Source organism: Gracilimonas amylolytica (genome assembly GCF_002911695.1).
GTDB classification, from domain to species: domain Bacteria; phylum Bacteroidota; class Rhodothermia; order Balneolales; family Balneolaceae; genus Gracilimonas; species Gracilimonas amylolytica.
In genome coordinates, this window is record NZ_PQBS01000040.1 from 124696 (window position 1) to 139926 (window position 15231).

Below are 15231 nucleotides of genomic sequence, written 5' to 3' on the forward strand. Positions count from 1 at the left end.
AGGTTAAAACCTGAAGAGATATCGAAGTTGAACGATCCGGTCATTGGCCTGATTTCCACCACTTACATTGGTCAGGTTAGCATCAAATAACAGGGCATGATACTGATCAAAATCATACCGGGCTCCCAGTTGGATCACATAGGTTTGAAATCGGTCGGAGTCAGTCAAGGCGCTAAATTCATAATAATCATCCTTTGGGTCTTCTGATGTGCCATTTTCATTGATATCCAAAGATCTGGAATCCACTTTGTTATTTGTGAAAGCAAGCCGTCCATTTACGGAAAATTTATCTTCCAGCAACCGATAATTACCTCCGGCATACAACCCGGTGATACGGACCTTATTCTGACCACTTCCTGACGTTGTGTAATTATAGGTCAAACCAACACGGCTTTCCAGCGGCAACTCATAAAACCTGGAGTTCAGGTTCAAAGACAATGAAGTGCTTTTTACATCCCCGTAAGCAAAGGCTTCATCGGTCGTGTTCAGGGTATTGAGATTCAAAGAGGCATCATTTCTTGCATCCATAAATTCGAATTGCTGTGTGATGCCTGTTGTAACATTCAGAGTATGATTCTGACGTGGGGTGGGAGCGATAACGGTCACGAGTGAGTCTGACCCGTTAATGGTTCTTATTTCCTGCCTGACGTTAAATACAGCTGAATTTATCAGATCAGGTGACAACAAATAATTCTGCCGCCCCACATCATTATCCCTGCTTCGATATCTGAACCCAAGATTGACCCGAGGCAGTGACCGATCATTGGGATACCAGCTGGCATTGGTTCGGTAGGTGATCGTCTTGGTCGTGGCATCACGGGTGCCGGATACGTTGTCTTTCAAGTGTTCAAGTCCCAGCGTCAGATACAGCTGATTTGATAATAAATTGAGTCGGTCACTGGCTGTGAAGCCGGCCACATCTCTTCTTATGGTTGAATTAGCCAGAGAATAGAAGTTAGGGCCGATCCAGCGATACTGCAGCCTCGCATTGTTGAACCGGTTTCTGTACGACAACTCATGATTTGTGGCAAACACACTGTTTGGCATGAACAGGCTGCCTTCAAGATCTCCATTTTCATTTTCCCTGAGGCGAAGTGGAAGTACACTCATATTTTCGTTCACAACGATCAGCCAGGATAATCGATCCAGAAAATCTGCCGTACCACTGGTGATATCAAAACCGAGATCATCCGCACGTTCGATGGTCAGCGGACCTCCATACACATCATTATTCAAGGCACTTAAAGCCGCATCCGATTCCAGGCGAAGGGTATTATCCATGAACCCCATTTTCAGGTCGGTTCCCAACACCACATTTTCCCTGGGTTTGGCAGCACCGCCATCCACAGTCAGCCGTGAGGGATCGCTCAATAAGCTGTCACGATCTGCAGGGGTAAGCCCGGAATTCAGGTTCAGACCGGAGTTGATTATATCGAGGTAATTTCTCGCATTGAGGATGGAGGTCGTGTCATCCTCAATTTTCATAGCATGAAACCCGATCTCAAATTTACGTTCATCCCCGGCGGCAATTCTTCCCCCTATGATATTCCGGGTAAAGGTTCCGCGCCCTTCATCGGCATAAGTGAGTATGTAATTTTTACTGACCGGATCTCCATTACTGTTCAACACCTCCTGTACCGTAAGGCTGTCATACAAATTGGTGATACGTCGATCCAGCTGCCCAAACATGAACTGAACATTAAGCTTCTCATTTGGTGTACGGATATTCGAATTGATCCCCTGAATTCTTCGTCCCGTGATGGTGAAATCACTCATATACGGATACACGTGCCCGGCCTCGAATTCAAACCAGTTGCTGTACATCAGGTCGATGCCATATCTGTTCTGTGGCTGAAGGCGGCTCGATTCCTGAGAGGTCAGATATCCATTCAGGGAATATTTCCACAAACCATATTTACCGGATATCCTGCTTCTGCCTGTGTACGCATTATTGACATCCCCTGAGATCACCTGATTCCGCGCCGTCAGCTCTGCAGATATAGTTGGGATGTTATTTTCACCAAAACCGGTAAAAGAGGCCGCACCCGGTGCCACTACAGAAAAAGGCCACCGCACCACCGAGAATTCACCGGATGAGGTTTCATACACAAGTTCAACCGTATACGCCCCCGAACTTAGATCTTTGGGTTTATAGGAGATGTAATAATCACTGGCATCCATCTCTTCACTGACATCGATCCCATTCACATATAACTTGAACTGCCCCTCCTCAACTGTGTTTATATCGTAGAACAGAGCAACAGCGATCAATACGTCATCTTTGGTGACCCCGCTTTCGGATTGCGGGGAAAGGATGGTGTAGTCGATGCCTTCCATCTCAGGTTTATCCGACCTTTGTTGCAGTTCTTCAACGATCTCTACACGTACCGGATTTTCAGAGGGTAAGATCGCCGGAAAGTAAAGGGATTCGCCAGACAGGAGTTCTATTTCCAGGTAATATTCAACCAGGCTTGCGCTCGAATTCTCTACCGTAAAATCGGCAACCAGGTCATTATCCTGAAAATACACCTCCATCTGACTGTAACTGAAGTCCCCGTCATATCTGTAAAATAACCGGGCTTGCTGAATATCAGACTCCAGTAATCCCGGTACCGAAAATTCAAGTTGGGTGGTCCCGTTTCGCTCCATAGCCACAGGCGGCTGATGCTGAATATTGTATTGGGCCCATGCCGTTTCTGTCCCGGTGTATAGAACCATCAACACCCCAATACATGTGAACAGTACCCGCATCCCGACTATGTATTTTTGATGAGTTTTATAGCGATCATGAGTGCCTCATTTAGTTTTGCCCCTCTTCGAACACATCGATCTTGATTTCCCGAAGTTGACCATTCTGATCTCTGAATTTCAGAATGATCTCTTTCTGTATCAGGTCGGTATCCATTTCGTCAAAGCCGGTGTTTAGGGTCCTAAGCTCGGCCTGTTCCAGCATCCCGGAATCAATGGAATTCCCCTCTTCATCCACCTGAGCATACATCTCATCGAATAATGATATCGTTTCTCCGGAGTTCAAAGCCGTGACATCCACCTGACCTTCTTCCACCCATACAAAACCGTCTGATCTGGATCCAAAATCGGTCCCTTTTACAGAAGCCAGAGATCGTGAGGTGTACACTTCAAACTCATTCGCCCCCTGTGGCTGAACCTGCAAAAACAGTTCCCCGCGCTGCAGGTTGATCATGGTGTTGCTCACTTTACTGGAAAGTTCGACATCTCCGTTTATGATCAACAGGGAATTGGGTTTCACCTTGGCAATACTTTTATCCATGAAATAAACGAGGGCAAAGCCTTCTGAATCCGTTAAAAGGCTGTCGCCTGAAAAAAGTCGTTCACCAATGTCTTCTGCCGGATCAAGTGTTTTCAACTTATCCTTATCCAGATTGGTAACGGTTACATCCGGTTTGAACCGCCTGACGATCCCGATCTCGCGCTCAACCTGTAAAGCTTCCGCTTCCATGGAAACCATGGCCAACAAAAGAAAGAGCGGTATAATTGTGCGAAAAAATTTCATGTATATCCTACTTCCCCCGATCAATTTGCACCTAAGATGAGTTTCTTATCCCTGATCAACTGCAGTAATTCTTCGAGTTTAACCGTTGCAGCCGGACCTGTGAATTCCTGACCGTCATACTCTAATCCGGTCAGCTCAAATCCTTCTGACTGAAGCCGGCGGTAAGCATCCTCGCCGATCAAAGCGATCAGGGCATCCTGCACTTCCGAAGTGATCGGCGGAGCATTCACGTTCTCAGTATTTCCTCCAAGGGTAAAAGACCAGATCTCTGAAGACACCCGTTCCACATCTCCGCTTCTTTGCAATGAAGTTTGAACCTGCCAGTAATATGTTTTCCCCTGTTCCAGAGGCTGAGCCCCTGAGGATGGATATTGATAGGTACTTTCAGTGACCAACACATCCAGGTTTTCATATTCAAGCAATGAACCGTCATCATTAATAGGCAGGGTACTCAACGCACTTTCTATGAGCGATGCCGGACTATCCTGCCGGTTCTGTTCCACCACGATCAATCTGTAGCTGATATCATTTTCACCTTCCCAGCTAAATTGCGGAAAGGGGTTGGTGATCTCTGAGCGAGAACCCACTTGTTCACCCGGGGCCTTCAGGTAGATCTCACTTTCCTCAAAAACCCGGGCCGCTGATCCACCAAAGGTCACGACATCACTGGCAAGGTCTTCCCGACCAAAAGCATTGGTCACTCTGAATATGATCACTTCCACTGAGTATTCATCTCTTGGGAGTATTGTGGAACCGGCTAACTGGGTCAAAAGATCGTCACCCTCAGGCGTTAACCCGCCTGAAAAGTCTATGCTCTGATCAATGCCCGGAATGCGTTTTTTCGCAATATCGTTGTTGGTGACATAAACCGACTGATACGGTTCAAGTGAAATAGGCAGGTCTGCCAACGATCTCAAATTGACGAGTGAACCTGATCTTGCCCCACTGATCTTGATCTCCATGTACAAATTATTGACAGGCTCCGGATCCAGGTTTTCAATGAATCCTGTTATCAATACGGGACCACTGCCTTCGTTTTTCACACCCAGATCCGTTAAGCCAACAAGCTGAGTGTTTTCAAGAAGTGGGGTGGTTTCAAGCTGAACCGAAATATTCTGCGCGGAAATTGTTTTAATGGGAACAATAGCCAGTAAGGTCAGTAATACCAATGAGACGTAACTGTTACACCATCTCGTATTCATTTTGACTCCCGTAATTGTTTTGCGACCACATTTTAAAGTAATAGACATTCACAAACAAGTTTAAGACCCATTTCCTAATGAACGGCAAATATAAAGCATTGAGCATAAAAAAAGCCTTTCCCAATTCAGAGAAAGGCTTTGTGGAGCTACGGGGATTCGAACCCCGGACCTCTTCGCTGCCAGCGAAGCGCTCTAGCCAACTGAGCTATAGCCCCGTTACATTAAGGGCGGATAAAATAGATATTTTGTCAACAAATAACACTATGAATTTATTTATTGTAAATTAAAGTGTCACAGTATTATAATTCAGCTTACATTCAAGGCTGTAAGTACATAAAAAACTCTTTTTAATTCATTAGTAAACCGCTATTTTAGCATCAAACATTCAAAAGTTAATTTAAACCGTAATCCAAGAAGATGACAAATTTAAAATCTATCCTACACATTTCGTTTGTCGCCGTTGCAGTGGTCTTCATGTCCAGCTGTTCCGGAACCGACGAACTACTCGCACCATCTGAGCGTACGCTTGAGTATCTGCGTTCATTAGATGAAGAAACGCTGAGAACTTTAGATACTGATTCTGATGGTCTTAACGACTACCTGGAACTGTATGAGTACGAAACCGATCCACTGAGTGCAGACACTGACGGTGACGGCCTAACTGACGGTGACGAAGTAAACACTCACGAAACCGATCCATTAAGTGCTGATACTGATGGCGACGGCCTTTCTGACGGTGATGAAGTAAACTCTTACAACACCGATCCTAACAACTCTGATTCAGACAACGACGGTCTTTCTGACGGTGACGAAGTAAACGAGCACAACACCGATCCTAATAACTCTGACTCAGACAACGATGGTATCAGTGACTATGACGAGATCATGACTCACGATACGAATCCAAACAACGCGGATTCTGACGGAGACGGTTTCACTGATCAGCAAGAACTTGACATGGGTACCAACCCAACTGACGGTTCCGATCCGGTTTACCTTGATACTGATGCTCTTGAAACAATTAACTTTGACTTCGACCGCTCAAACATCCGCAGCGATGCTGAAGCTATCCTGATGGAAAACGTAGAAGTACTGAAAGATGCTCCTGCATTCCGTGTGCGTATTGACGCTTACACTGACCATGTTGGTGGCGATCAGTATAACTTACGTTTGAGTCTGCGCCGTGCAAACGCTGTTGTAGATTACTACAAAGCTAACGGAATCTCTGAAAGCAGAATCGAGTCTCGCGGATTAGGTAAAGCTCCTGTTGAGTGTGCTGAATCTGAAAAAGATGCCAACACTCCGGGCTGTGAAAGAAACCGACGTGCTGAGTCTCACCCAATTAGTACACTTAAGTACGAAAGAAATAACTAAGGTCAGGTAGTTTAAGACTACAACTTAGTACACATTTTAAAGCCTGCAGTTTATGACTGCAGGCTTTTTTTTATGCCTACAATTCAGCGTTCCTTTATCAGAAGAATCTCGCCACGCTTATGCCCAGGAAGAATCCGGGTTGATCGATCCGATACGCCAGGTCGGCCCTGAACAGAGAGAAGATGTTACTGAGTGAGATACCCGCTTCCATGTGCAGATCTTCTGTAAACGATGGGGAAAAACCGTATCTGTTTTGAAACTCATCAACCTGACGATCCCTGACCCAGGTCTTACCAATTCCACCAAAAGCTATGACACTTAAACCCGTTTGCGGAGCATTTCTCCATCCAAGCATTTCGAGGGGTACACTCTTGAAATTGTGCTCTGCATTTAAAGCTACATAACTCGCCCCTTCGTAAGGCACATATCGTTTGGTCTTAAAAGCTCCGAAAGGAGTGAATACCCCCTGTGCCACATCCAGAACCTCATTTTTCTGAACCGGCAGGTCACCGATGTAGGTACCGGCATTCAACCTCATCTCCAGGGTGTTTGGGAAGAATCGGCGCTGGTAGAATGTTTCAATACTTCTGTAAAGGTCTATCTTGAATTTTGTGTAGTCCCAGCTGCTTGACAGGTACGAGGCTGAATGCTCTACGCTCAACTCAAAATCTTCTGCCCCTACGGCACCGAAGGCTTTTTTATCATTTCCCTCATTCCAGGTCAGAGTCAAAGCACCTAAGTTACCTTCATCCACATAACTGTTTGGGCGCTGAATATTATTTCTTCCGATCAGGTCATAATTGGTACTGTAATCGATACTTTCATGGGTTTCATAATTGTAGGTAAGCCTGATCGCACCCGGAATAGTTCTCATCAAATAAGCTCCACCAAAAGAAAAACTTTCATTTCGGTAGTAATCAAAATAATCCGGATAACCGAACAAAGGAGTAAATGAAGTTAGTGTAGGGGTGAACATATCTGAATTATACTGGGTGTCATTGAACACTTTATATTCACTGACCAAGGCAAAACGTCGCGTGTTCTTCAGCGGCCACAAACTCATTTTTACCCCAAAAGAGAAGGCCTCTTCGCCGGAACCATAACCGGTACTGTAGCCTCCAAAAACGGTGGATCGTAGCCTGTTGTCAATATACCGGCGTTCATGTTTCAAGCCGGCATACAGGGCCTCCACGCGATTGAAGTGGGCTTGTGGAGTGATATTTCTGGTCAGTTTCGACAGAACGGAACTCTGTGAGCCACCGCTTTGTCCGCCTCCACCCGTACTTGCCGAAACGGTCGTTCCGTCTGAACCCGATTCTTCTTCCCAGTCAATGAACCGCGTGAAGAAACCGGTGGGCCGTAATGCTTTCTCAAGCGTGGCAGTGCTGTCAATGGATTTATAAGCCACTTCTTCCTGCTCATCCAATGGGATCACATCCACCTGACGGAAGAATATGGAGTCTTCCATTGCCACCGAAGCGGAATCAACGCTTAGCATTTCATTTTTCTGGAACAGGGTGTCGGGCAATTCGATATTGACCTTATAGTCGTTCAGTTTGGCCACCTGCCTGAAACCGACGGGCGGAAACCTGAGTCCTACCACCCCTATTTCCACCAGTCCGTCAATTCTGACATCCACCGGCAGCCAGAATTCGCCTCCAAAGTTGCTGAATTGCTGCGAATAGGACAGGTCAAAATCCTGCACAGGCGGCGGAAAGACCACCACGGCATTTGGTTTAAGATCCACTTCCAGAAGGGCATACTCTTCACCCAATACAAAGATGGTTCCCTCAAACAAAGGCTGGAATTGTCGCCTTGAACCCACCGATATCTCGTACACCACCTGCCCATCTATGGACTGCATGTCTTCCAGGGTGAAATCGTAATAGGAAAGAGCATCCGGATGGGTAACCCCCACCACATTGAATCCGGCAATATCCAGGTTGTCGTCGTAGAAGTTCGGCAAGTAGCTGACCCCCGCAAAATTCGAGGCCTCATCCATATTGGCCGTCTGCCGCTTCGATTTCAATATCTCCCTCGAACCCTTTTCCTTATCCCAGTACGCGATCGATACACTTTCTGAAATGGAAATGATGGAGGTGTCATTTTTTAATTGCTGCCGCGTATAGGCCTCTGCCTGATAGGTCCTGAGATCCGCCCGCCAGATCTTCTTTCGCTCGATCACTTCCCGCATGATGGCGATGGCCGGATCTTCACCGCTGACGGTGATCTCCCCCATATCAGCGATGGATGGGTGGAGCAGAAAATCGACCGGCTTGTCTGCATTGGTTACAACAACCTCCTGACTTTCAAACCCAATGAACCGCGCGATAAGGGTCACCGGAAGCTCGCTTACGATCAGGCTGAATTCCCCGTCCTGATTTGAGATAGTTCCCTTATAGGTATCCTTGATCACGATATGAGCCGCCGGCAGGGGCTCTCCGGTCTCGGCATCGGCAATGCGGCCTTCGATCCGGTGTTGGGCATTCAGCGAGCTTAAACCAAAGAGGATAGTGGAAATGGTGATAATTAGAGCCTTGATCTTCATATCTACAGTTTTTTGGTCGGATGAATATGCCTGTAAACCTTCAGCAAAAAGTGGACTGAATTCAGCTTTGAGTTAAGAGATACCTTACTACCTTTCAGCACGAGGGTGGAAGGACTTAAGCCACCTTCTCTTTACCCCTTAGAACCGCCCCAAGAATTGCTGTAAATAAGGATGCACCGATAATAGACCAAACTACGGGAAAGGGTTGTCCATCAATCTCTATTGACCAAAGTTCCGGAAGACCCAACTCACCGGCGATCCATTTACCGATGATGGCTCCTATAAATCCAACTCCGGCTGAGATCAAACACCCACCGAAACTGTATCCGCTTATACTTTGACCGATCCCGCCACAAATGGCAGCGATCAATAACAGTAATAAAAATCCAAAAAATGACATCTTCTTATCCTCGTTATTTCTGTTAAGCCTTTTGTTCTAGTACTACTGCGGCCTCTAAAGGTTTCACAACCACGTGATCATCTACATCAAACAAAAGCCGGTTATCGGTGTGAACAATGTATTTATCACCCTTGAACAACACATGATAGGTAATATCGTGTCCCCTGAACTCGCGGCCAACTATAATGCCGCTTTCCGTGCCATTGGCCTGACAACGTTCGATGGTGAGATGCTCGGGGCGAATGGAACACAGGATCAATCCTTCAGCTTCCTTATTGATCTTCACCGGCCCAAGTCTGGTCTCCACGTTATCGCTTCCATCGGCATGAGCCCGGAATAGATTAGTACGTCCTAAAAATTGGGCCACAAACTGAGTTTTGGGGTGGTAGTAAACTTCTTCAGGCGTACCGATCTGTTCGATCTGACCGTTGTTCATCACCGCGATCCGGTCAGCAAAAGAAAGAGCTTCCTCCTGATCGTGCGTAACCAATATGGCACTCATACCTGACTTCTTGAGGATCCCCCTCACTTCTTTCCGTGTGGTATCCCGAAGCATGGCGTCCAAACCGGAGAAAGGTTCATCCATTAATACCAGTCGAGGTTTTGGGGCAATGGCACGAGCCAAAGCTACCCGCTGCTGCTGTCCACCTGAAAGCTCATCAGGCATTCGGTGCTTATATTTTTCCATACCGGTTCGGCACAACACTTCCTCTGCCAGAACAGGGCGCTTTTTCTTTTCTACTTCCCTCAATCCAAATGCCACATTTTCAAGAGCGTTCATGTGCGGAAATAGGGCATAATCCTGAAACACAAAACCTATCTCTCTTTTTTGCGGGGAAAGGTGCACAGAGGGACTTTCCACCAATTCTCCCTCAATAGAAATTTCACCGTCGTCACATTGTTCAAACCCGGCTATGAGGCGAAGTGTTGTAGTTTTTCCACACCCGCTTGGGCCAAGCAGCGCAAAGATCTCATTTTTACCAACATCAAAGCCAACATTATTTACAACAGGCCCGCTTTGGTCAAATGCTTTCGTAAGTCCGGTAATGTGTAGAAGAGGTTTTTCCATATATGTACTGAACCAAAAAACTTAGATTTAGATTCAGTCTACATAAGATAAGGACTATTCCAATACTTCTGAAAATTTTGATGCGTGAATATTTGTGAAACAGATTGGTATGATGTAAGTTTAAAATATTGAGGGTTTACCACGTATATCAATTATAAATTAATACACTTACTTATGAAAAAATTAGGCATCTACACATTCGTGTTCGCTTTTGCTTTGATCAGTATTCAGGGTTGCGGACCAAGTGAAGAGGAAAGGCGTGCCGCTGAACAGGCTCGACTTGATTCACTCCGTCAGGTTGAACAACAACGCATTGAACAGCTTATGCAGGCACGTGAGGATAGCCTTGCACGCGTAGCTGAGCAACAGGCTATGGAAGAAGAAGAACAGGAAATGAGCGGTAATTTTGCAGAAGATGGAGAATACGCGGTTCAGGTAGGTGCGTTCCGCTCAGAAACTCAGGCTAACAGTTACAGAGACAAACTCAGAGAACGGGATTATCCGAGCGTTTACACCGTAAAAGTTGGAGAAGAGGAAACCGGAGATATCTGGTTCAGACTCCGTGTTGGCTTTTTTGCGAATGAAGCAGATGCCGAATCTTTTGGTGCTGAACTCGGAAAAGAGCTGAATACCGGATACTGGGTTTCAAAGATAGAAAGGCAATCTAATTAGTAGTTGCTTCTCTCCCAAGCAATTGCTTAATTAAAGACGCGCTCAAGTAGCGTCTCTCTTGATGAATAGTCAGCCCCGCACATTAGATAAATGTGCGGGGCTATTTTTTTGTATCTTTTTTTCATCCTTTTCGTAATCCATCAGGCAAAAACTTTTCTAATTCTGTGGTTTACGTTATTATGCACTCTCAACATGATCTAAAAACTTCAATTTAAGCGAAATGAAAAATTTCAGTATCGCTACACGGCAAAATCAGAACGTCAGTATACTGGATATCAGTGGTGAGTTGGATGCACATACGGCTTCACAGTTAGAAAATGCACTTAAATCTCTCATTGATAACGAAAACTACTCCATTGTGGTAAATTGTTCCGGCCTGGATTATATAGCCAGCGCCGGCCTGGGAGTTTTCATGGCTTATATCGAAGATGTGCGAAGTTTGGGCGGCGACATCAAACTCACCGACATGAATGATCGTGTATACAATGTATTTGATCTGCTCGGTTTTCCAACACTTTATGATATCCTTGATAGTGAACAAGAAGCACTGCATAGCTTTAATGACTAATATATAAGCAGACGTGGCAGGAACCCGACAAATACATACCCTATCTGTTGAAGCTTCTACAGAGCACCTGGCAGAGGTACGTGATTTTGTTGCTGACCACGCTAAGAATATTGGGCTGAATCAGAAGATCATTTCAGAGATCCGCCTCGCCGTTGATGAAGCCTATACGAATATCATCAAACACGCCTACGACAACAATGCCACTGAAAAAGTGAGTATCGAGATCGGCTCAGATGATGATCAGCTTTGGATCACCCTGATCGATAACGGCAAAAGCTTTGACCCGGATTCTTACAGTGAGCCGGATCTCATGAGACGGATCAAGGAAAAGAAAAGAGGGGGTATGGGCGTGTATCTTATCCGGAAAGTAATGGATCAGGTACAATACAACCGTAAGGGTAAAAGCAACGAAATACGAATGGTCAAAAACCTTTGACGCCTCGTGGAAACTGACTTAAGATCATTGGATAACGAAGAACGACAAAGCCGCTTTGCTTTGCGCACTCTTCTTGAAACCAGCAAAATGCTGGTTGAGTCTCAGGATCCTGATTTTGTACTGAATAACCTGCTGCTGATCACCATGGGGAAGCTGCTCGTCACCCGTGGGATCATTCTGATCCAAAACGGATCTGAAAACAGCTACAGAGTAAGCAAGATCAAAGGGCAAAATTCCCTGGGTGAAGAGGACCTGATCACATTGCCTGTTGATGAATCGATCCTAAAAAAATCTGTTATTCAGGGAACCGATCATCCTGAACTGGTTGAGGAATTGGGACTATCTGAAGAGGCAATACTTTTTAACCTCAGAACCACCAACCATCATCTGGGCTTTCTTTGCCTGGGAGCCAAAGGTAACAAGCAACCCCTTGCCCATTCCGAACTTGAATTCATCGAAAGCCTGGCTATAATTTCTTCTGTGGCCATTGCAAACTCAAGGATGTTTCAGGAGTTGCGACTCATTAACAGAAAGCTGGATCGAAAGGTCCATGACCTGCATACCCTGCTCGAACTAAGCAAGGATTTTAACCTGATGGTAGATCAGGATGAAATTGCCCGAACTTTTAAATTTGCCATGCTTGGGCAAATGCTGATCCGCACCTTCTTCTTTGCCCTTGATATCGATGATGAGAGGTCCCTGATCTCAAGCAGCGGACTAAAGGAAAAACCCTCTCAGGAGGAGCTTAAAAAATTATACGAACTCGACGATGTGTTCTACTGTAATGAGGAACACGATTGTCCGTTTCTGGATAAAAATAATATCCGATTGGTCATTGCCCTGCGCTTCCAGAATGAAAAGATCGGAGTGGTTGGCGTAGGGGCTCCCGCAAACAAAGAGGAATATGGAAGTGAGGAGGTAAATTTCCTGCAATCGCTTGGAAACCTTGCATTGCTTGCCATTCAAAAAACCATGCTTCTTGAAGAACGGATTGAGAACAAGCGGATGGAAGAAGAACTGGAATTAGCCCGAACTATTCAGGAAGGCCTGTTCCCCTCTCCGGTGCCTGAGATATCCGGCTTTGACCTGAAAGCGACCAATATTTCATCCCGGCAGGTTGGGGGTGATTATTTTGATGTGGTGGAAACCCCGGATGGCGGATATATTCTTGCCATCGCTGATGTAACCGGTAAAGGCGTTCCGGCTTCTTTATTGATGGCCAACCTTCAATCCATGTTACATGCCCTGGCACCGATCGACATCACCCTGTCTGCAGCCACTGACAGCATCAATAACATCATCCATCACAATACCCCGGCCGATAAATTCATCACTTTTTTCTGGGGCAAGATCTCCAATTGCGGCACCTACTTTGAGTATGTAAATGCCGGCCACAACAATCCCCTGTTATTCAGAGAAGGAGAAAAGGAACCGGTTGAACTGGATAAAGGAGGAGTCATTTTGGGAGCGATGGAATCCATCATGCCTTACGAATCCGACACTATTGAATTGAAGAAAAACGACGTGCTGGTTCTCTATACGGATGGTGTGACTGAATCCATGAACCCGGATAAAAACGAAGAGTATGGTGAGGAACGCCTTGAAACCTGCATTAAGAACAATCTGACCAAAAGTTCTCAGGAGATCATGGATGCCGTGATCGAGGATATCAAAGACTATTCAAATGATACGCAATACGACGATATCACAATGCTGGTGATCAAAGTCAGTTAAGCGTCTGAAGGCCAAATACACCGGTGTTGCCGGTCCGCTTGGTTTCATTGTACGCCAGGATCGTCTGATAGGTATTATATCTGTTCATGATCTCATTCACATATCTGACGGTCTCTATCCCCCTCGTAAAACCGTAGCGTGCATTCTGATAATACTTTCTCTGCATAAGCTTTAGCAACGACTCAGAGACATTCTCCCATTCGTTGGGATCCTTATTATGATCGATGGTAAGCCTACGGGCATCCGCAACATGCCCCATGCCGGCGTTGTAGGTAGCCAGGGCAAACGACCACTGATTGGTTGAATCCATGTAAGAATAATGCTTCAAATGTTCTGACAAGATCTTGGCGCCTTCACGAATATTGACTTCCGGTATATACAGAGAATCCGGGGAGATCTCAGAATAGCGTGGCAGAACCTGCATGATACCAACCGCACCGGCCCAACTTACTGAAGATGGATTAAACCGGGATTCCTGGGCCGCAATGGCTGTCATCATCACCCAATCCAATTCAAACTCACCTGCGACCTGACGGATCATTTCATCGTAAGGAGAAATAGTCCCGGCCTGACCACCCTGCTGATAAGTCGGACTAAAATAATCAGCGATCTGATTACCGGATTCAAAATATTTTTTCCGCAGAATATTCAGAAAAGCTGATCTCTTGGGGATACCGTCCTCATTGAATCTGAAATGCTTATATAAAAAGCGGTTGAGCTGATGCTCTAAGTCCGGTGCATTTTGACGAATAGCCCATGCTATGGAATCACCTTCAGCAATAAGGGGACCCTTCACCAATCCATTCATATACTTGGATGCCGCATCATACATATTATTATCGGCTACCGTTGCCTCATACGTGCCATTTGCTACCTGAAACAACACCGATTCTGTATCCATATCATCCGGAATCACATTGATACTGATCGGAAAACCTTCTTCCTTTAATTCCTGCAACCGCACATAGTAAGAGCTGTTCCGCCTCACACTGATCGTTAATCCCTCAAGCTCACTTATACTTTCAGGGTAAAACCCGAGATCATCAGATACCACCACCAACTGATCGACCAGATTATAAGGGCGGGTAAATTTCACAAGCTGTTTTCTCTCCGGAGTAATGGTATAGTTGGCAGCAATAATATCGCCCTCACCACTATTTAACAGATCGTAGGGACTCTCATCCGGCCCAACGATCACTACTTCTAAAGCCAGGTCATTCTCTTTGGTAAATTCTCTGAGTAACTCATATTCGAACCCAACCTGAATTCCATTATACAAGAAATATGAATTTGAGCTGTAGCTGGTGATCATTCTCAAAACCCCGTTTTGCTTTATTTCAGCAAGATCTTTTTGAATGGGCTCATTCACCGTAACAGGCAATGATTGCTCTGCAGAAGTTTCAGGAACAGACTCATTACTGCAACCGGCAAGTAAAGCGATCCCAACTCCACTGAGCAGAATATATTTTTGAACTCCCGTAATGTGATCTTTATTCAAAATCATACGTTGGTTTTAATCTTAATTCTCTCAACCATGTTTGAAAGCATATTTTTTATGCTATTCTGCATTATACAGGTAATATTTTGAAAATCCTCGAATCTTAGCGAGGTCTAATATATACGAAGTTGTTAACGAAACAAGTTTCAAAAAGGTTCACGACAAAACCTATTCCCTTGAATTGTATGACTTTACCTT

12 protein-coding genes and 1 tRNA gene are annotated in these 15231 nt (G+C 45.4%); 5 read left to right on the forward strand and 8 right to left on the reverse strand.

All coding sequences use genetic code 11. The features are described from left to right. Window positions 1-3: 3 nt before the first annotated feature. The 4 genes from C3B73_RS12800 to C3B73_RS12815 form a co-directional block, all read right to left on the reverse strand. A complete protein-coding gene (locus C3B73_RS12800) occupies window positions 4-2751 on the reverse strand; it encodes a hypothetical protein (RefSeq protein ID WP_103666003.1) in 2748 nt (915 codons plus the stop codon). A gap of 49 nt (window positions 2752-2800) precedes the next feature. After that, a complete protein-coding gene (locus C3B73_RS12805; protein ID WP_103666199.1) occupies window positions 2801-3532 on the reverse strand; it encodes a FecR family protein in 732 nt (243 codons plus the stop codon). Window positions 3533-3552: 20 nt separating this feature from the next. Then, window positions 3553-4734 (reverse strand): hypothetical protein, encoded by a 1182-nt coding sequence (locus C3B73_RS12810; RefSeq protein WP_103666004.1) that lies wholly within the window; start codon window positions 4732-4734, stop codon window positions 3553-3555. A 141-nt stretch (window positions 4735-4875) separates the two neighbouring features. Continuing rightward, window positions 4876-4949: transfer RNA gene (locus C3B73_RS12815), tRNA-Ala, on the reverse strand. A 202-nt stretch (window positions 4950-5151) separates the two neighbouring features. Here C3B73_RS12815 and C3B73_RS12820 point away from each other — a divergent pair. Further along, the gene (locus tag C3B73_RS12820; protein WP_232803207.1) at window positions 5152-6108 is read left to right on the forward strand and encodes an OmpA family protein; all 957 of its coding nucleotides are present in this window, start codon (window positions 5152-5154) and stop codon (window positions 6106-6108) included. A gap of 97 nt (window positions 6109-6205) precedes the next feature. Here C3B73_RS12820 and C3B73_RS12825 read toward each other — a convergent pair whose 3' ends face one another. The 3 genes from C3B73_RS12825 to C3B73_RS12835 all read right to left on the reverse strand — a co-directional run bounded on the left by C3B73_RS12825 (window position 6206) and on the right by C3B73_RS12835 (window position 10125). Then, a complete protein-coding gene (locus C3B73_RS12825) occupies window positions 6206-8656 on the reverse strand; it encodes a DUF5686 and carboxypeptidase-like regulatory domain-containing protein (protein ID WP_103666005.1) in 2451 nt (816 codons plus the stop codon). A 115-nt stretch (window positions 8657-8771) separates the two neighbouring features. Beyond that, the gene (locus tag C3B73_RS12830; RefSeq protein WP_103666006.1) at window positions 8772-9056 is read right to left on the reverse strand and encodes a hypothetical protein; all 285 of its coding nucleotides are present in this window, start codon (window positions 9054-9056) and stop codon (window positions 8772-8774) included. A gap of 22 nt (window positions 9057-9078) precedes the next feature. Then, complete coding sequence (locus C3B73_RS12835; RefSeq protein WP_103666007.1) at window positions 9079-10125, reverse strand: ABC transporter ATP-binding protein; 1047 nt, start codon at window positions 10123-10125, stop codon at window positions 9079-9081. A 174-nt stretch (window positions 10126-10299) separates the two neighbouring features. Between C3B73_RS12835 and C3B73_RS12840 the strand changes: the two genes are divergently transcribed. The 4 genes from C3B73_RS12840 (at window position 10300) to C3B73_RS12855 (ending at window position 13535) form a co-directional block, all read left to right on the forward strand. Beyond that, window positions 10300-10797: an SPOR domain-containing protein gene (locus C3B73_RS12840; RefSeq protein WP_103666008.1), complete on the forward strand. Its 498-nt coding sequence runs from the start codon at window positions 10300-10302 to the stop codon at window positions 10795-10797. Window positions 10798-11017: 220 nt separating this feature from the next. Further along, window positions 11018-11365, forward strand: coding sequence for an STAS domain-containing protein (locus C3B73_RS12845; RefSeq protein WP_103666009.1), 348 nt, complete (start codon window positions 11018-11020; stop codon window positions 11363-11365). Between the two features lie 13 nt (window positions 11366-11378). Further along, entirely contained in the window at window positions 11379-11801 is a 423-nt protein-coding gene (locus C3B73_RS12850) for an ATP-binding protein (RefSeq protein ID WP_103666010.1), read from the forward strand. 6 nt (window positions 11802-11807) lie between these two features. Further along, complete coding sequence (locus C3B73_RS12855) at window positions 11808-13535, forward strand: PP2C family protein-serine/threonine phosphatase (protein ID WP_103666011.1); 1728 nt, start codon at window positions 11808-11810, stop codon at window positions 13533-13535. On the opposite strand, the gene C3B73_RS12860 is transcribed toward C3B73_RS12855, so the two are convergent. Then, window positions 13528-15033: an MltF family protein gene (locus C3B73_RS12860; RefSeq protein WP_408609861.1), complete on the reverse strand. Its 1506-nt coding sequence runs from the start codon at window positions 15031-15033 to the stop codon at window positions 13528-13530. The two genes, C3B73_RS12855 and C3B73_RS12860, sit on opposite strands and share 8 nt — an antisense overlap. Window positions 15034-15231 lie beyond the last annotated feature (198 nt).